Origin of the sequence: Plantactinospora sp. BC1 (genome assembly GCF_003030345.1) — a bacterium.
GTDB lineage: Bacteria > Actinomycetota > Actinomycetes > Mycobacteriales > Micromonosporaceae > Plantactinospora.
Genome location: NZ_CP028158.1, coordinates 752860 through 771341, shown reverse-complemented (window position 1 = coordinate 771341; position 18482 = coordinate 752860). Strand labels below are relative to the sequence as shown.

Annotated in this window: 13 protein-coding genes and 1 pseudogene; 7 read left to right on the top strand and 7 right to left on the bottom strand. The window is 72.9% G+C overall.

Annotation, left to right across the window (positions count from 1 at the left end):
- Positions 1 to 252: 252 nt before the first annotated feature.
- From arc to C6361_RS03130, 4 genes are all read right to left on the bottom strand, one after another.
- Entirely contained in the window at positions 253 to 2034 is a 1782-nt protein-coding gene (gene arc, locus C6361_RS03145) for a proteasome ATPase (protein WP_107259151.1), read from the bottom strand.
- A gap of 447 nt (positions 2035 to 2481) precedes the next feature.
- On the bottom strand, positions 2482 to 3054 hold the full coding sequence (locus C6361_RS03140) for a hypothetical protein (RefSeq protein WP_107259152.1): 573 nt from the start codon (positions 3052 to 3054) through the stop codon (positions 2482 to 2484).
- A 247-nt stretch (positions 3055 to 3301) separates the two neighbouring features.
- Positions 3302 to 4246 (bottom strand): tRNA (adenine-N1)-methyltransferase, encoded by a 945-nt coding sequence (locus tag C6361_RS03135; protein ID WP_107259153.1) that lies wholly within the window; start codon positions 4244 to 4246, stop codon positions 3302 to 3304.
- Positions 4243 to 5397 (bottom strand): site-2 protease family protein, encoded by a 1155-nt coding sequence (locus C6361_RS03130; protein ID WP_369931213.1) that lies wholly within the window; start codon positions 5395 to 5397, stop codon positions 4243 to 4245. The genes C6361_RS03135 and C6361_RS03130 overlap by 4 nt, the downstream gene beginning before the upstream one ends.
- Before the next feature lie 136 nt (positions 5398 to 5533).
- Between C6361_RS03130 and C6361_RS03125 the strand changes: the two are divergent.
- The 5 genes and pseudogenes from C6361_RS03125 to C6361_RS03105 all read left to right on the top strand — a co-directional run.
- A pseudogene (locus C6361_RS03125) lies at positions 5534 to 6445 on the top strand (RecB family exonuclease); the annotation flags it as partial.
- A 320-nt stretch (positions 6446 to 6765) separates the two neighbouring features.
- A complete protein-coding gene (locus C6361_RS38945) occupies positions 6766 to 8028 on the top strand; it encodes a sensor histidine kinase (protein WP_107259155.1) in 1263 nt (420 codons plus the stop codon).
- 52 nt (positions 8029 to 8080) lie between these two features.
- Positions 8081 to 8767, top strand: a complete 687-nt coding sequence (locus C6361_RS03115; protein ID WP_107259156.1) for a response regulator transcription factor — start codon at positions 8081 to 8083, stop codon at positions 8765 to 8767.
- A 733-nt stretch (positions 8768 to 9500) separates the two neighbouring features.
- Positions 9501 to 10268, top strand: coding sequence for an ABC transporter ATP-binding protein (locus C6361_RS03110; RefSeq protein ID WP_107259157.1), 768 nt, complete (start codon positions 9501 to 9503; stop codon positions 10266 to 10268).
- Positions 10268 to 12814 (top strand): ABC transporter permease, encoded by a 2547-nt coding sequence (locus C6361_RS03105; protein WP_107266687.1) that lies wholly within the window; start codon positions 10268 to 10270, stop codon positions 12812 to 12814. The genes C6361_RS03110 and C6361_RS03105 overlap by 1 nt, the downstream gene beginning before the upstream one ends.
- Before the next feature lie 133 nt (positions 12815 to 12947).
- On the opposite strand, the gene C6361_RS03100 is transcribed toward C6361_RS03105, so the two are convergent.
- Together C6361_RS03100 and C6361_RS03095 are read right to left on the bottom strand one after the other, a co-directional pair.
- The gene (locus C6361_RS03100; RefSeq protein ID WP_107264070.1) at positions 12948 to 13601 is read right to left on the bottom strand and encodes an HAD family phosphatase; all 654 of its coding nucleotides are present in this window, start codon (positions 13599 to 13601) and stop codon (positions 12948 to 12950) included.
- A gap of 196 nt (positions 13602 to 13797) precedes the next feature.
- Positions 13798 to 14538, bottom strand: a complete 741-nt coding sequence (locus C6361_RS03095; protein ID WP_234359730.1) for a neutral zinc metallopeptidase — start codon at positions 14536 to 14538, stop codon at positions 13798 to 13800.
- Positions 14539 to 14848: 310 nt separating this feature from the next.
- Here C6361_RS03095 and C6361_RS36815 point away from each other — a divergent pair, with 310 nt between their 5' ends.
- Both C6361_RS36815 and C6361_RS03085 read left to right on the top strand, forming a co-directional pair.
- Complete coding sequence (locus tag C6361_RS36815) at positions 14849 to 15091, top strand: hypothetical protein (RefSeq protein ID WP_159079153.1); 243 nt, start codon at positions 14849 to 14851, stop codon at positions 15089 to 15091.
- Positions 15088 to 16236 (top strand): oxalate decarboxylase family bicupin, encoded by a 1149-nt coding sequence (locus C6361_RS03085; RefSeq protein ID WP_107266685.1) that lies wholly within the window; start codon positions 15088 to 15090, stop codon positions 16234 to 16236. Before C6361_RS36815 ends, C6361_RS03085 begins: the two co-directional genes overlap by 4 nt.
- Before the next feature lie 43 nt (positions 16237 to 16279).
- On the opposite strand, the gene C6361_RS03080 is transcribed toward C6361_RS03085, so the two are convergent.
- Positions 16280 to 18409, bottom strand: coding sequence for a LuxR family transcriptional regulator (locus tag C6361_RS03080; RefSeq protein WP_107266684.1), 2130 nt, complete (start codon positions 18407 to 18409; stop codon positions 16280 to 16282).
- Positions 18410 to 18482: the final 73 nt, after the last annotated feature.

Below are 18482 nucleotides of genomic sequence, written 5' to 3'. Positions count from 1 at the left end.
ACCACCCTGAGTCTGATGATTCGCTCGCCACGCTCGCTCATGCCGCCGCCTCGCTCCGCTTGCCCATGCTATTGAGCCTAGTCCGCGCCGTCGCCGGATTGTTCGCCCGGTGTGTCGACACGGCCACGGTACGCCTTCACCGCTTCTTCGCCCGGTTCGGCACCGGGGTGCCGGCGGCGAGTCGCGGTGGCGGGTCCCGGACAGCGCTGTGGGCGCCGCGGAACGCGGCGCCCACAGATGCCGTTCGTGGTGCTACAGGTATTGGCCGGTGTTGCTCGCGGTCTCGATGGACCGGCCGGCCTCCGCGCCCTTGCCGCCGGAGACGAGGGTACGGATGTAGACGATCCGCTCCCCCTTCTTGCCGGAGATCCGGGCCCAGTCGTCGGGGTTGGTGGTGTTGGGCAGGTCCTCGTTCTCCCGGAACTCGTCGACGCAGGCGTCGAGCAGGTGCTGCAGGCGCAGCCCCTTGCGCCCGGAGGAGAGGAACTCCTTGATCGCCATCTTCTTGCCCCGGTCGACGATGTTCTGGATCATCGCGCCGGAGTTGAAGTCCTTGAAGTAGAGGACTTCCTTGTCGCCGTTGGCGTAGGTGACCTCGAGGAAGCGGTTCTCCTCGGTCTCCGAGTACATCCGCAGCACGACCGCCTCGATCATGGCCGCGACCGTGGACTGCGGGTCGTTGCCGTGCTCGGCGAGGTCGTCCGGGTGCAGCGGCAGCCCGGTGAGGATGTACTTGGAGAAGATGTCCTTGGCCGCCTCGGCGTCCGGCCGCTCGATCTTGATCTTCACGTCGAGCCGGCCGGGGCGGAGGATCGCCGGATCGATCATGTCCTCCCGGTTGGAGGCGCCGATCACGATCACGTTCTCCAGGCCCTCGACACCGTCGATCTCGCTGAGCAGCTGCGGAACGATGGTGTTCTCCACGTCGGAGGAGACGCCGGAGCCCCGGGTCCGGAACACCGAGTCCATCTCGTCGAAGAAGACGATGACGGGGGTGCCCTCGCCGGCCTTCTCCCGAGCCCGCTGGAAGATCAGCCGGATGTGCCGCTCGGTCTCGCCGACGTACTTGTTGAGCAGCTCCGGGCCCTTGATGTTGAGGAAGAAGCTGGTGTGCTTCTCCTCGCCCCGCCGTTCGGCGATCTTCTTGGCCAGCGAGTTCGCCACCGCCTTGGCGATCAGCGTCTTGCCGCAGCCGGGCGGGCCGTAGAGCAGGATGCCCTTCGGCGGCCGGAGCTGGTGCTCCCGGAAGAGGTCGGCGTGCAGGAACGGCAGCTCGACGGCGTCCCGAATCTGCTCGATCTGGGCCTGTAGGCCGCCGATGTCGCCGTAGTCGACGTCCGGCACCTCCTCCAGGACCAGTTCCTCGACCTCGCTCTTCGGGATCCGCTCGTACGCGTACGCCGAGCGGGGCTCGATCATGAGCGAGTCACCGGCCCGCAGCGGCGCGCCGATGAGAGTCTCCGCGAGGTGGACGATCCGTTCCTCGTCGGCGTGGGAGATCACCAGTGCCCGGTCGCCCGCGCCGCCGGAGGGGCTGTCCAGCACCTCCTTGAGCATGACGACCTCGCCGACCCGCTCGTAGCCGAACGCGTCGACGATGTTGAGCGCGTCGTTGAGCAGGACCTCCTGCCCACGGCGCAGCTCCGCCACGTCGAGCGAGGGTGACACCGCCACCCGGAGCTTGCGACCGCCGGTGAAGACATCGACCGTACCGTCGTCGTGCTTGGCCAGGAAGACACCATAACCGCTCGGCGGTTGCGCCAGCCGGTCAATCTCCTCCTTGAGCGTGACGATCTGGGCGCGTGCCTCCTTGAGGGTGTTCACGAGCCGCTCGTTGTTCTCCGTCAGTCGAGCCAGCTGCGCCTGTGTCGCCGCCAGCCGTTCCTCAAGCTGCCGGACGTGTCGAGGGCTTTCGGTCAACTTGCGCCGCACCAGAGCGAGTTCCTCTTGAAGAAACGCGACCTGGGTGGAGAGATCGTGGGCCTCCTTCTCCCACCGTGCGGCGCGCGAGTCCGCGTCGTCGCTGCGTGCCACGTCCCACCTCCCCGGGGGCTTGAACGTTCTGCCCTAACACTAACCGCTATGACGCTGATTCGGTTCCACGCAACACCCTCGTCGCCGAAGCTTGATCACTTCGTCGACGGACCGGCGGGCCGGCGTCGGCGAAACGGGACGGCGTCCCGGCCCGCCGCCCGGTGCCCCGGCGACCCCGTCCGAGGGCGGCGCCGGTCGTCTCGACACCGCTGTTGACCAGGGACTCCGGGCCGGCAGGAGCCGCCCTGTCGGCGCTGCGGCGCCGTCGAACGACGCGGCCGTCCCGGCGCCAGCCGGTCGCGGTTCGGCACCGGATCGCCGCCGAGGCCGGCGGAGGGGAATCCGCCCGGCCGGACGCCGAGACGGGGGCGGCGACATTTCTCACCCGCGAGGAGGCCGGAGGTTTCCCACCGGCGACGACGGGGACATTTCTCACCGCGCCCCTGCTCACAGAGTGGGACGGCCGACCACCGAGGCGACCAGTCGGGCGAACTCCTCGAGCCGGGAGATCTGCCCCGCACCGCCGTCGTCGAGCGTCTTGCCGAACCGCAGCGCGTCGTGCCGGGGCGGTACGTGCGCCTCGTCGCCGGGCACGCCCTCGTCCAGCGAGCTGAGCAGCAGGTAGACGTCGATGCTGTCGACCCGGATCTGGCCGGTCGGCGTACGGCTCAACCGCCGTCGGCAGCCCACCTCGCTGACCGTCGAGACCGGCACCACCCGCAACGACGACGTCATCGCGCCGGCCGGACCGTCGTCGGGTGGCACGTCCTCGCCGTGCCAGAGGATCAACCGGCTGCCGTCGCAGATCGCGACCTCCTGCCAGACCCCGTTCACCTCGTTGACGAAACGCTCCAGGGTGAAGCCGAGCACCGAGGCGCCGTTCAACACCCCGGTCAGCGCCTCCATCGCGACATCCGGATCGCGCAGGTACGCCCGGGCGGCCGACTCCAGGTCACGGTACGGCGACCAGTCGGGAAACACGGCCGGCAGGTCTCCCCCACCGAATGCCGGCCGGCTCACGCCGTCGCCTCGTTCCGGTCGCTCATTCCGGCACTCCGCTCCGCATCCGGGTCGGATCCAGCGGACCGTCGTGCCCCGTGCCGTCCCGAGGCTCGTCGGCTTCACGAGGCTCGGGACCGTCACGAGGCTCGTCGGCTTCACGAGGCTCGTCGGAGCCGAGCCGGCTCACTCGCCCGCTGCGCTCAGTCATGCCGTCTCCTCGCCGTGCTCGGCACGCCCGCTGATGCGTCGACTCCGGCGGGAAGGGTCATTCCCCGGCCCTCCCGGAGGTTGCCTCGGCCTCCTGCCGCGCCTGGCGGCGCAGCGCGTACGCCTCGGCGCCCTTGCTGGGCTTGCGACGGCGCGGCGGCGCGGTCACCCCGGGCGCCAGCCGCCGGCTCGACACGAGGAAGGCGGTGTGCGCGATCATGCGGTGGTCCGGGCGCACGGCGAGGCCGTCGGCGTGCCAGTCCCGGACCAGCGACTCCCAGGCCCGCGGCTCGGTGAAGCCGCCCCGCTCCCGCAGCGCCTCGACGAGTTCGGAGAGCTGGGGCGTGGTGGCGACGTAACCGATGAAGACCCCGCCCGGGACCAGCGCGCGTTCGACCATGTCGAGCGCCTCCCAGGGGGTGAGGAGGTCAAGAATGATCCGGTCGAAACCGGACTCCTGGCAGTCTGCCACGTCGCCCACCCGGAGATTCCAGGCTGGATGCGGTCCACCGAAGAAGGATTCCACATTTCTGCGGGCGATCTCGGAAAAGTCCTCGCGCAGTTCGTAGGAATGCAGTTCGCCCTCCGGGCCGACCGCCCTGAGCAGCGAACAGGTCAGCGCGCCGGACCCGACACCGGCCTCCAGGACCTTCGCGCCGGGGAAGATGTCGCCCATCGCCACGATCTGGGCCGCGTCCTTGGGATAGATCACCTGCGCACCGCGCGGCATGGAGAGCACGTAGTCGGCGAGCAGCGGACGCAGCGCCAGGTAGGCGGTCCCGCCGGTCGAGGTGACCACGCTGCCGTCCGGCAACCCGATCAGCGCGTCGTGCTCCAGCGCGCCACGGTGGGTGTGGAACGACCGCCCCGGCTCCAGCTTGATGGTGTGCATCCGACCCTTCGGGTCGGTGAGCTGGACGCGGTCACCGGGGCGGAACGGCCCTCGGTGCGCCGGCACCGGTGCGGTCGGGGCGGCGGGGACGGCGGTGGGCTGTGCGGTCACTGAGTCATCTTTCGGTTCGGCTCCAGGAGCTGCGCCAGGTCGGCTACGTGCAGAACGCCGACCACATCTTCGCCTGAGGTCACCAGGTACTGTGCGCCCGGGTGGGCCTGCACCGCGTGCACCACCTGCTCCCCGCCGAGCCCGACCGCGAGACTGGGTACGGCGTCCACGCCCCGGGCCACCGCGTCCACCGCCACCCAGGGCCGACGCTCGACGGGTACGGCCTCGGCCGCCGTCCGGTCGACCAGCGCCACCAGCCGGCCGGAGGAGTCGGCCACCCCGAGCGTCGAACCGGGGAGCCCGGCGTCCGCCCCCCGCCGCTGCGCCTCGGCCAGCGGGGTGCCGCTGGGCACCGAGAAGACCGGCCGGGCCAGCCGGGCCAGGTCGACGAGCGGGAACCGCCGGCTGATCCGGGCAGCCCGGATCGTCTGGCCGGCGCCCTGCCAGAGGGTGAACGCGACCAGCAGCACCAGCGCGAGGCCCAGCCAGGGCAGCCCGGCCAGCCAGGTCAGCAGCGTGAAGACCACGGCGGTGCCGATCGCGACGACCCGGCCGGACCAGCCGGCCACCTCGGTGGCCAGGTGCCGGTCCCGGGTGACGGCCCAGACCCCGGCCCGCAACGCCCGGCCGCCGTCCAGCGGCAGTCCGGGCAGGATGTTGAAGAGCCCGACCAGCACGTTGCTGGCGGCGAGTTGGAAGGCGAACTGGTTGGCCAGGGTGCCGTCCGGCAGGGCGAGCGTGGCGACGACCCCCACCAGCCCGAGGACCAGCGAGACCGCCGGGCCGGCGAGCGAGACGAACAGGTCCACCCGGGGGGTCGGGGCGTCCCGCTCCATCTCGGTGTAGCCGCCGAGCAGTTCGAGGGTGATGCCGCGCACCCCGATCCCGAACCGGCGGGCGGTCAGCGCGTGCCCCAACTCGTGCAGCAGTACCGAGCCGAGCAGCAGGACCACGAAGACCAGCCCGACGAGATAGCCGGTGAGCTGCGACAATCCGAGCTGTTGCCGGACGAACTCGCCGTACATCAGGGTGATCAGGGCCACCAGCAGCAGCATGGAGGGGTTGAGGTAGACCGGCACGCCGAACACCCGACCGACGGTGACGCCGGGCCGCCGGTCAGCGCCGCGTCGCGGTCGCGAGTTTCGCTCCATCTCCTCCGATGCTACGGAACAACCCTCCGGGTGACCCCGTCGGTTCGGCCGGGGTGACCGCGGACGATCGGGGCCGGTACGCATGCCGGGGCGGGTGGGCCCGGTTCGGTCGTACCCGTGACATAGCCTTCCGGACATGACGGCGGAGACGGTGACATCGCAGACAGCCACGGGCGACCCGGCGGACTCCCCGGCCGGCGACCCGCCCACGGCGCAGGTCACCGCCTCGCTCTCCCCGTCCCGGGCCGCCGACTTCAAGACCTGTCCCCTGCTCTACCGGTTCCGCAGCATCGACCGGCTGCCGGAGCGGCCGAGCGTCGAACAGGCCCGTGGCACCCTGGTGCACGCGGTGCTGGAACGCCTCTTCGACCTGCCGGCGCAGGAGCGGACGCCGGCCGCCGCCGGTGACCTGGTGGCGCCGCAGTGGGACCGGCTGGTGACCGAGCAGACGGAGCTGGCCGAGATCTTCACCGACGGCGACCTCGCCGGCCCGGCCGAGTTCCTGGCCTCGGCCCGCGAGCTGCTCGACGGCTACTTCACCGTCGAGGATCCGCGCCGGTTGGAGCCGGCCGAGCGGGAGAGCCTGGTCTCCACGGTGGTGGACGACCAGCTGCTGATCCGGGGCTACATCGACCGGCTGGACGTCTCGCCCGACGGCGCGCTGCGGGTGGTCGACTACAAGACCGGGGGCGCGCCCCGCGAGGCGTTCGAGGCCCGGGCGCTGTTCCAGCTCAAGTTCTACGCCCTGGTGCTCTGGCGCACCCGGGGGGTGGTGCCGAGGGTGCTGCGCCTGCTCTATCTCCGGGACGCGGAGGTCTGTGACTACACCCCCGACGCGGAGGAGCTGGTCCGGTTCGAGCGCACCGTGCTGGCGCTCTGGCGGGCCATCGAGCAGGCCACCCGGGCGCGCGACTTCCGACCCAAGCCGAGCCGGCTCTGTGACTGGTGCAGCCACCAGGCGCACTGCCCGGCCTTCGGCGGCACTCCCCCGCCGTTTCCGGAGCCGACCGCGCCGGTCGACCCGAGCGCTCCGATCCCGCCACCGGCCCGGCCCGGCGCCCGCCCGGCTCCGGCTCCGGCTTCGGCTTCGGCTTCGGCTTCGGCACCAGTGTCGGGACCAGGACCGGCGGCGGAGGCAGGACCAGGACCGGCGGCGGAGGCAGGACCGGGACCGGCCACGGAGGCCGGACCGGGACCGGGCGTTCCGGTGGTGCCGAGCCAGTCGACCGGGCCGGGCCGGACGGGTGCTGCGGCGTCGGGTCTCGGGGTCGGCTCCCCTCGGGAGGAGCACGGCTCCTCCTGAAGGAGGAGCAGAGGGTCGCCGCTGGCGATGACCTGTCGCGCCAGGCAGCGGCTAGCGTCGCCAGCATGACCCCTACCGATACCCCCGCGACGCCGGCCTCCAGCCGGATCCGGGGGAGCTGGCGACGCCTCCGGCCCGATTCCCGGCAGCGTGCATGGCTGGCCCGGGACGGGCTGCTCGCGGTCGCCGCCGTCGCGGTGGAGACCGTACTGGTCGGCACCGCTCCGCCGGGACTCGCCCCGTGGGGGTGGCCGGGGTGGGCGTTCTGGAGCGTCCTCTGCGCCGCACCGATCACCCTGCGCCGGGTGGCTCCCTGGTGGGCGGTGCTGCTGGCGGTGCCGATCTTCGTCGGCTCGGCCCTGACCGGCGCCCAGCCGGTCACCGCCGCCGCCACGTTCGTGCTGCTGACCTACACCACCGCCGCGCTGCTCCCGCTGCGCCAGGCGGCACTCGCCGCCGGAGCGATCTGGGGACCGGCCGTGGCCGTCGCACTCGCCGAGCCGCCACCGCCCGACTTCACCGAACCCTCCCCCGCGTACCTGGTCTTCACCCAGGTACTGCTCGCGCTGGTCTGCTTCTTCGTCGGCCGTACCGTGCACGCCCGGCGGGCCACCATCCTCGCCCTGGAGGAGCGGGCCCGGGTGGCCGAGGAGAACCAGCGGTCGCTCGCCGACCAGGCGGTCGCCGACGAGCGGCGGCGGATCGCCCGCGAGCTGCACGACGTCGTCGCGCACCACGTCAGCGTGATGGGGGTACTGGCCACCGGGGCGCGCCGGGTGCTGTCCCGGGATCCGACGGCCACCGACGGCGCGCTGGGCACCATCGAGGAGACCAGCCGGACGACCCTGCGCGAACTGCGCCGGCTGCTGGACGTGCTGCGTACCGATGCCGAGCCGGCCGCCGAGCTGTCCCCGCAGCCGGGACTGGCCGGCATCGAGGCGCTGGTGGAGCAGGTCAGGGAGGCCGGGCTGCCGGTGACCCTGCGGGTGGACGGCACACCGGGCCCGCTGGATCCGGGGGTGGCGCTGACCGTGTTCCGGATCGTGCAGGAGGCGCTCACCAACACCCTCAAGCACGCCGGGGCGGCGACCGCCCAGGTCCGGTTGAGTTTCGGGGTCTACTGGCTGATCGTCGAGGTCGCCGATACCGGCCGGGGGCCGGCCCCGGAGGGTGGACGGCTGGGGCACGGGCTGGTGGGGATGCGTGAACGGATGGCCCTCTACGGTGGAACCCTGCGCACCGGGCCCCGTCCCGGCGGCGGCTACCGCGTCTACGCCAAGATGCCGATGGAGCAGTTGGGTGCGCCGATCAGCAAGGGAGCGGCATGACCGAGGGCGGCGAACGGAACGATCGGCGAATCGGAGTGCCGGCATGAGCGGCATGAGCGACGGTAGGGAGTCCAGCCGGCCGGTACGCGTGCTGCTCGCCGACGACCAGCCGCTGCTGCGTACCGGATTCCGGATGGTGCTGGGCGCGGAGGACGACCTGGACATCGTCGGCGAGGCCGGCGACGGTGTCGAGGCCGTCGACCTGTCCCGGCGGCTCCTCCCCGACGTGGTGCTGATGGACATCCGGATGCCCCGGATGGACGGGGTCGCCGCCACCCGGGCGATCATCGACGCCCGACTGCCGGTCCGGGTGCTCATCCTGACCACCTTCGACCTCGACGAGTACGTCGTCGGCGCGCTCCGGGCCGGTGCGAGCGGCTTCCTGGCCAAGGACGTACCCGCCGAGGACCTGGTCACCGCCATCCGCACCGTCGCCGCCGGCGAGGCGGTCGTGGCGCCCCGGATCCTGAAGCGGCTGCTGGACAGGTTCGCCGAGACGCTGCCCGATCCGGACGCCACCCCGCCCAAGGCGATCGGCGTACTCACCGAGCGGGAGCGGGAGGTGCTGGTCCAGGTGGCCCGGGGGCTCTCCAACGCGGAGATCGCCCGGGTGCTCTCGGTGAGCGAGACGACCATCAAGACCCACGTCGGGCACGTGCTGACCAAGCTCGGTCTCCGCGACCGGGTCCAGGCGGTGGTGCTCGCCTACGAGACCGGACTGGTCCGGCCCGGCGCCTGACGGCAGCGCCACTCCGCCGCACCGCCCCGGCCGACGGCGGGTCCGACCGCCGACCCTGAGTCGGGCCCGGGGTCGGACCCTCCGGCAGGCGGAGTCGGTGCTCGCGCAGCACGCCCGGAGGAGTAGACCGGACGGCCCGGACGGCGTACGACCCGCCGGACGCGGAGTCGTCCGGTCGGAGGACCGGCCCGGGGCTCGGGGCGTACCCGAAGACCATCCCGGCGCACGACGGCCCGCCGGCTTCCCGCGCCTACCGTTTTCCGCAGGTACGGCGACGGGGGCGGAGGTTCCGCCGACCGGGTGGGCAGAGGGGGCGGCATGACCGCGACGACGGGGGTACCGGAGCGGACCGGGGCGACGTTCCGGCGATCGACGCACAGCGCAAGCGGATCGTGACAGACTGATACGACCCGCGCGGGATCCGGCCGGAGCCGGACAGCGGGCGCAACCAAACGTATTCGCCCGAAAGGGAATTGGACCGTCGAATTCCGAGCCGGTCGCGGCACGCTCACCGATCGGCGAGCGGGTGCGTCGATTGCGCCGACACCCGACGGCGCCGACACATATCAGTCAGGGGCAACCCTGATTTGCAGTCAGGGCCCACCCGCAGCAGATTTCCGCGTCGAACTCCACCGCGGGACGGACGCCCGGGTTGCCCGGGTCACCGACGATGGATGCTGCCGGCCGGACCAGGTGGTCCGGCCGGACCAAGAATGTCTAGGGGGAGATGAAAGTGACCGCGACGCTAGCCCGAGATGCCCAGATGGCCGCCCGGGCCAACGACGTGTGGAAGGTGTACGGCAGCGGAGAGGCCCAGGTCGTCGCGCTGCGGGGAGTGAATGCGGAATTCGAAAGGGCCCGGTTCACCGCCATCATGGGACCGTCCGGATCCGGCAAGTCCACCCTGATGCACTGCCTCGCCGGCCTCGACTCGGTGACCCGGGGGACGATCCATATCGGCGACACCGCGGTCACCGGACTCGGTGACGCCGGTCTCACGAAACTGCGCCGGGACAAGGTCGGTTTCATCTTCCAGCAGTTCAACCTGCTGCCCACGTTGACCGCACTGGAAAACATCCTGCTGCCGCTCTCGATCGCCGGTCGTAAGCCCGACAAGGAATGGCTCGACACCGTCATCGACACCGTGGGGCTGCGGGACCGGCTGGGACACCGGCCGGCCCAGCTCTCCGGCGGGCAGCAGCAGCGGGTCGCCTGCGCCCGGGCACTCGCCTCCCGACCCGAGGTGATCTTCGCCGACGAGCCGACCGGCAACCTCGACTCCCGGGCCGGTGCCGAGGTGCTCGGCTTCCTGCGCCGCTCCGTCGCCGAATACCAGCAGACCATCGTGATGGTCACGCACGACCCGGTGGCCGCCTCGTACGCCGGCCGGGTCATCTTCCTCGCCGACGGCCAGATCGTCTCCGAACTCATCGAACCGACCCCGGAGACCGTGCTGGACACGATGAAGAAGCTCGACGGGCTCGCCGAGGCGGGGCTCTGATGCTGCGCGCGACCCTGAAGAGCCTGCTCGCCCGCAAGGTCCGGCTGGTCCTCTCCGGCCTGGCCGTCGTGCTCGGCGTGATGTTCGTCTCCGGCGCCTTCGTGCTCACCGACACCCTGGGCCGGTCCTTCGACACCGTCTTCAGCGACGCGTACGCCGGTACCGATGTCGGGGTCTCCGCCAAGCCGAAGATCGACGTCAGCGAGATGGAGGGCATGCCGGTCGCCGCCACCTTCCCGGCCAGCACCCTGGAGCAGGTCCGTGGGGTGTCCGGGGTGGCCAGCGCCACCGGCCTGGCCGCCGCCGACGGCGCCCGGGTGATCGGCAGCAACGGCAAGGTGCTCACCTCCGTCGGTCCGCCGCAGATCGGCGCCAACTGGACCGGCGAGAGCGGCCAGGTCGAACTGCGCGAGGGCCGGGGCCCGACCGCCGACAACGAGGTCGCGGTCAACGCCGGGGTCGCCAAGGCGGCCAAGCTCGCCGTCGGCGACCGGGTCGGGGTACTCACCCTGCAACCGAAGCGCGACTTCACCGTGGTCGGCATCTACGGCTACAGCGGTGACCGGGACAGCCTCGGCGGCGCCCAGGAGGTGGCGTTCACCGAGCGGGTCGCCCAGGAGCTGATGCTGGGCCAGCCCGGCGTCTTCTCGGAACTGAGCGTCAAGGCGGCCGACGGGGTCGACCCGGCGAAGCTGCGCAACGACATCGCCGCCACGCTCGGCGACGGCTACGTGGTCAAGACCGGCGAACAGCTCTCCGAGGACGCCTCCGCCGGGCTGAAGGAGGGACTCGCCTTCTTCAACAACATCCTGCTCGGCTTCGCCGGGGTGGCCCTCTTCGTCGGCATCTTCCTGATCCTGAACACCTTCTCGATCATCGTCGCGCAGCGCACCAAGGAACTCGCGCTGCTCCGGGCGATCGGCGCGGGCCGCCGTCAGGTGATCGGTTCGGTGCTGGTCGAGGCGGTCGCGATCGGCCTGGTCGCCTCGGTACTCGGGCTCGGCGCCGGCATCGGCATCGGCGCGCTGCTGGCGTACGTCTTCGGGCAGACCGCCGGTGGGCTGCAACTGGCCGGCCTGGGCGTACCCCCGGCCGCGGTGATCAGCTCCTTCGCGGTCGGTCTGGTCGTCACGGTCATCGCGGCGGTACTCCCGGCGATGCGGGCCGCCCGGATCCCTCCGGTGGCCGCCATGCAGGACGTGGCGACGCCGGACCGGCCGCTGACGAAGATCTCCGCCGCCGGTGCGGTGGTGGCCGCGCTCGGCGGCACCCTGATGGCGCTGGGCCTGAGCGGCAACGGCGGCAACACCCTGTTGACCATCCTCGGCGGCGTGCTGCTCTCCTTCGTCGGGGTGGCCCTGCTGACCCCGCTGATCAGCCGTCCGGTGGTCGGCCTGCTCGGCCGGCTCTTCTCCTGGTCGGTGCCGGGCAAGCTGGGCCGGCTGAACTCGGGCCGCAACCCGCGCCGTACCGCGATCACCGCCGCCGCGCTGATGGTCGGGATCGCGCTGGTCACCGGCGTGACGGTGATCCTCGACTCGGCCAAGAGCAGCCTCACCGCGCTGGCCGAGGACACCATCCAGGCCGAGCTGGTCATCTCGGGGGCGCAGACCGGCCCCCGGCCGCCGAGCTTCGACCCGGCGGTGCTGGACCGGGCCGCCGAGCTGCCCGGCGTGGCGATGGTCGCCGGCCTGTACGGCGACCGCGCGGTGATCGGCGGCAAGCAGGGCTGGATCACCGCGACCAGCAGCGTCCCGGCGCTGCGGGAGATCTACCGGGCCACCCCGACGGCCGGCAGCATCGACTCGCTCGGCCCCGGCCAGCTCCTGGTCGACTCGGAGACCGCGAAGGACCGGGGCCTCTCGGTCGGGGACACCCTGCCGGTGCAGCTGTCCCGGGGCGATGCCCGGAACTACACGGTGAGCGGCATCTACGCCGAGTCCGAGCTGTTCGGCGGGTTCGTCGTACCGGCCTCGGCGGCGGCCGACTTCGCGGTGCCGCAGCCGACGCAGGCGTACCTCAAGCTGGCGCCGGGTGCCTCGGTCGACCAGGTGATGCCGAGCGTCGAGACGCTGCTGGCGGACAGCCCCGAGGTGTCGGTCGCCGACCGGGCCGACTTCATCGAGCAGCAGACCGGTCAGCTCGACGGCCTGCTGACGATGATCCAGATCCTGCTGGCGCTGGCGATCGTGATCGCCGTACTCGGCATCGTGAACACGCTGGCGCTGTCGGTGCTGGAGCGGACCCGCGAGTTGGGTCTGCTGCGGGCGATCGGCCTGCGGCGGGGTCAGACCATGCGGATGATCACCGTCGAGGCGGTGGTGATCTCGGTCTTCGGTGCCCTGCTCGGGGTGGTGGTCGGCACCGGTCTCGGCGCCGCCGTGGTCCGGGCGCTGCGCGAGGACGGCATCACCGACCTGGTGCTGCCGTGGACCGAGATGGGGGTCTTCCTCGGCCTGGCGGCCGTGGTCGGGGTGGTCGCGGCGGTACTGCCGGCGATCCGCGCCGCCCGGTTGAACGTGCTCGGCGCGATCGCGCACGAGTAGCGGGCCGGCCTGCGGCCGTGGGGGTGGCCGTGGGCAGCAGGGCCGGGGGCGGCGTCGGGACGGGCGCCGCCCCCGGCCACGTCCGGGCCCGGCCGGGTTCCGGCCCGGCGCCCGGTGTGGCCGGCGGGTGTGGTCAGCGGGAGAGGTCGAGCGGGGAGAGCAGGCCGGAGAGCAGGTCCAGGTCGACTCCGGTCAGCGTCTCCAGCAGGCGTACGCCGTCGACCGGGTCGATCGGCACCGCGTGCGGCACGGCGAGTACGGCGGCTCCGGCGGCCAGCGCGCTCGCCACCCCGGTCGGCGAGTCCTCGATCGCCACACAGCGGGAGATCGGCACGTCCAGCAGTCGGGCCGCCGTGAGGTACGGCTCGGGGTCGGGCTTGGTGGCGGCCACCTCGTCACCGCAGACCACCACGTCGAAGGTGTCCCGGCCGAGCGTCTCCAACGCGATCTCCACCACCGCCCGACGGGTCGAGGTGACCAGCGCGGCCGGCACCGAGGCGGCGCGTACCGCCGTCACCAGGGCCAGCGCCCCCGGCCGCCACTTCAGGTCGGTCAGGAACAGCTCGCCGACCCGGCGGTCGACCCAGGCGGCGCTGACCGCCGGGTCCCGCCACTGCTGCCCGAGGTCGGTGTGCAGGATCTCCATCGAGACGGCCATGTCGGTGCCGACCATGGCGAGCCGGGCCGCGTCGGAGAGGGTGCCGCCGTAGTGGGCGGCGAGTTCCTGGAGCCCGATGTCCCACAACCGCTCGCTGTCCACCAGCGTGCCGTCCATGTCGAAGAGCACCGCGGCGAGATGCTGGCTGTTCAGGGTGTCCTCCCGGATCGGACGCGAGCTGCCGGCTCCGATCCTGCCAACGCGGCGCGACGATCTCCCGCTGTCGGCGCCGAAGTGTGGCGGATGCCTCAGCGCTGCCCACCGGGTCGGGGCCGTCGGCGCTCCGGGTCGGGGCCGGCGGCGCGGCGCTCGGCCGCCGGCCGGCTCAGCGCAGGTCGCAGGCGTCCAGCGACCGCTCGTAACCGCCGAAGAAGGCGTCGGTGCGCTGCTCGGCGGTACCGTGCGCCCCCTCGGCGAACCACGGCTGGCCCGGCTCGTCGGCCACCGCCCGCAGGCCCCGGCTCAGCTCGTCGAGGTCGCCCTCCTCGATGGTCAGCGCCCCGGCCCGCACCGAGTCCCCGAGGTACGCCCCGGCCATGCAGTCGGCCTGCAACTCCTGCTGGATGGTGAACTCGTACCGGATGCCGAGCCGCACCTGCACGCCGTGCGCGTACTCGTGCCCGAGCAGGTAGTACAGGAACGCGTCGCCGACCTGCCGGAAGGCGGCGACCGCCCAGTTGACGTCGTACGCGATGAAGTCGCCCGCCGAGCAGTAGACGGCGTTGTTGCGCGGCAGTCCCTGGCCGGCGCAGTCGACCTCGCCCTCGCGCTGGTAGGCGGTGATCCGGCGGATGGGCTGGAACCGCTCCCCCGACGCCTTGAACCGCCCCGTCCAGTACTCCTCGGCGACCCGCACCGCGCCGTCGATGTCGCGCCGGAACTCGTCCACCGTCATCGTGCCGTCGGCCTCGCCGGTGCCGTTCGCGCCGGAGGTACCCGGATCGTCGGGTGCCTCCGGACCGCCCCCGCCGGTCCCGCCGACGAAGCAGGCTCCCGCGACGACCAGCGTCACGATCAGCGCGAGCAGTGGCCAGAACCGGCCGGTACGGCGCAACGGGCGCATCATGGCCTCCACGGGTCGACGGGCAGAACACTTCCCAGCGTGCGCACCGGGCCAAACCCCTGCCGGTCAGCGGCCCCGGGCCGGGCACATTTCCCGCGATCACGTGAGATTGTCGGCGCGCTTCCCGGCTAGACCGGATGGCGTGACGACCGGTCGCCGGAACCGGCCGGTCGCGGCCACCGCCGGCATCCTGCCGACCGCGCCGGAGCGCGCCCGGCGCTCTCCGCCCCGTCCCGGCCGGCGGGCCGGCTCCGGCAGCCGGCGCCCGTGCGATCCGTCGTCCGGTCCGCAGCACCGTCCGGAAGGAGTTCCCATGATCGTGCCGCTGCGCCGGACCCGGCGCAACCTCGGCGCCCTCGCCGTGCTGACCGCCGGTGCCGCACTGACCGGCGCACCACTCTGGACGGTACTGGTGCTCGCCCTGACCTGCCTCGCGATCCCGGCCGCCGTCGGGCTGCACGGCGGACCGGCGCTGGTGCGGACGCTGCTGCTCGGCGCGACCGGCCCGCGGACCCGAACCGACGATCTGCGCCGACGAGAGGAAGAACTGGTATGAGCCGGACACCCCGCAACGACCTGCCCCAACCGACGCGCGGCACGGCGGGCGGCCCCGACCCGGGGCCCCGCAACCTCGGGCTGGACCGGCAGAACCCGGACCTGCTGGTACCGCCGCCGACCGACCGGGGCACCGTGCCGAACCTGAAGTTCTCGTTCTCCAACGCGCACACCCGGATCGAGGAGGGCGGCTGGACCCGGGAGGTGACCCAGCGCGAGTTGCCGATCGCCAGCACCCTCTCCGGGGTCGACATGGCGCTGCAACCCGGCGCCTACCGGGAGCTGCACTGGCACAAGGAGGCCGAGTGGGCGTACGTGCTGGCCGGAAGCTGCCGGATCGGCGCGGTCGACCAGGAGGGGCGCAACTTCCTCGACGACGTCTCCCAGGGCGACCTGTGGTTCTTCCCGAAGGGGGTACCGCACCACATCCAGGCCCTCGACGCCGGGGTGGAGTTCCTGCTCGTCTTCGACGACGGCGCCTTCTCGGAGAACTCCACCTTCCTGATCAGCGACTTCTTCGCACACACCCCGAAAGAGGTGATCGCGAAGAACTTCGGCTGGCGTACGGACCAACTCGCCGGCCTGCCGGAGAAGGAGCGGTACATCTTCCCCGGGCAGGTGCCGCCCCCGCTGGAGTCGGACCGGGTGGTCAGCCCCACCGGGGACGTACCGCGTACCTTCAAGCACCGGCTGCACGCCCAGGCGCCCGAGCGGTTCGACGGCGGTACGGTACGGATCGCCGACGTGAGCAACTTCGCCGCCTCGACGACCATCTGCGCGGCGCTGGTGGAGATCGAGCCGGGCGCGATGCGCGAACTGCACTGGCATCCCACCGACGACGAGTGGCAGTACTACATCTCCGGTTCCGGTCGGATGGGGGTCTTCGCCAGCTCGGGGGTGAACCGGACCTTCGACTACCGGTCCGGGGACGTCGGCTACGTGCCGTTCGCCTACGGCCACTACATCGAGAACACCGGCCGGGAGCCGCTGGTCTTCCTGGAAATGTTCCGCAACCCGCGCTTCGAGGACATCTCGCTGGCCCAGTGGATGGCGAACACCCCGCCGCAGGTCGCCGCCGACACCCTCAACCTGCCCCGGTCGCTGGTCGAGTCGATCCCGAGGACGAAGCGGCCGATCGCCTCCTGAGCCGCCGTCGGGGCTCGTCCGGCCGGGCCGGCCACGGGTCGGATCAGTCCGGCCGCGCCGGCCCGCCCGATTCGGTGCCCGGGGGCGGCCGGGTCGGATCGCCCGGCGCCGGAGTGCGGGTGGCCCAGAGCCGGGCCAGCTCCAGCCGGTTCCGGACGCCCAGTTTCGCGTACACGGCGCGGAGTTGGGCGTCGACGGTGTGGAAGGAGACGAAGAGGCTCGCCGCCGCCTGCTGCTTCGTCGCACCGCCGGCCAGCAGTTCGGCGACCCGGGTCTCGGCGGCGGTCAACGCGTCGAACCCGGCGCCGTGCCGGCTCCTCCGGTCCCCCTCGATCGCCGTCGCGCCGTCGGCGCCGCCCCGGTCCCGGCGCTCCGACGCCACCGGGGCACGCCCCCGGCGTACCGCCCGCTCCTGGTCGCCGGTGGCGCCGAGCCGGCCGAAGAGGGCGGCGGCCTCCTCGGCCGCCCGCCGGACCTGCGCCGGCCCGGCCCCGGGCGTACCGGCCAGGTCGTGCAGCGCGTCGGCCAGCACCGGCCGGGCCGAGGTGGCCCGCAACTGTTCCACCGCACCGCGCAGCAGCTCCGGGTCCCGCTGCACCAGCCCGGCGACGTGCTGCGCGACGCCCCACCACAGTCCGCTCTCCACCCGCTGCGCGATCCGGACCAGATGCTCGGCGAGCTGGTGCGCCCGGTGCTGGTCGCCGAGGAGCAGCACCGCCCGGGTCAGCGCCGGTGCCTGCTGCGGGACGAGGAGCAGTGGGCGCAGCGACCGGTCCAGCACGTCGACGGCGGCCCGGAGCAGCCCGGCGTGCCGGCCGGGCTCCGGATCGAAGGCGGCGGCACCGGCCAGCCGTACCCAGGGCAGCGCGTCGGGCCAGTCCATCGGGGTCTCGACCTCGGCCAGCAGCTCGCGGGCGCGCTCCGGCCGGCCCTGCCGGAAGGCCACCTCCACCAGTACCGCCAGCAGTTCGGCACGGACCTCCTCGGGGAGCCGGTCGGCGGGGTGGCGGCGCAGCGCCAGGCCGGCCCGGGCGGACGCCTCCGGCAGGTCACCGGCACTGACCCGGAGCCGGCAGTCCAGGGCCGCCAGCATCGGCTGCGCCGCCCCGCCCAGGACGCCCAGATCCACCTCGGCGAAGCGCAGCGCGGTGCCGGCCTCCTCGTGGTCGCCGCCGGCGAGCTGGCAGGCGATCCGCTCGACCCGCAGGACCGCGGCCTGCGCCCGGGCCGCCGGGTCGCTCGGGTCCACCCGGCCGAGCAGCCGCCGGGCGGCCGGCAGGTCCCCGCCGGCCAGCGCGCTGCCGGCCCGGGCCAGCGCCAACCGGATCTCGCCGTCCGGGGTCGGCGCGTCGGCCTGGGCCCGGTCCGCCGCCGCGAGCAGCGCGTCGAAGCCCGGCCGGCCGAGCCGGCCCGCCACGGCGGCCAGGGTGCTCAGCAGCCAGCCCCGGTGACCGGGCCGCAGGTCGGGCTGGGCCAGCGCCCGGTCCAGGTAGTCGAAGGCCAGCGACGGCCGGCCGGTGGCGTACCAGGCGCCGAGCCGGCCGAGCAGCAGCGCCCGGTGTCCGGCCCCGGCCCGGTCGGCCGCGATCTCGTCGGCCAGGATCGCCAGCGCCGGTTCGACCCGCCCGGCCAGCATCAGGTGGTCGACCGCGACCAGCGCCCAGTCGCGGCGCAGCTCCGGACCGAGCGCGGGATCCCGGCCGTCCCGGGCCGCGAGCAGCAGGTCGGCCGCCGTCGACGGGTCGAGGGCCGGATCCGCGACCAGCCGGGAAACCAGGGGTACGTCGACCCGCCCGGCCAGCTCCAGCACCCGGAGCAGGTGCTCGGCGGCCGCCGCCGGACGCGCCTGGTCGGCCAGTACCCCGGCGGCCCGGTGGTGCAGCGCGGCCAGCAGCGACGGCGGGATGCCCCGGCGGACGGCGTCGCGCAGCTCGACCGAGCCGGGCCGCAGGCCGGCCGGCGAGTCCGCCAGCGCACCGCCGGCGATCAGCGCCTCGACGTCGTCGTGCAGCCCCGGACCGGTCCGGTCGGTCATCCGCTCCAGAAACCAGATCTGGCACGGGTCCGCGCAGATCGCCACCGCCCGGAGGATCCACCGCTGGGCCGCGGAGGCGACCGGTAGCCCGTCCGCCGCCGGCCCGCCCGGCCGGTCCAGGGTGAACGACGTGGCCATGGCACCCCCTCGGCGGCGACCGCGCCCGGACCCGAGCCGGATTCGGCCTCCACCCGGAGGTTATCCAGCGCGT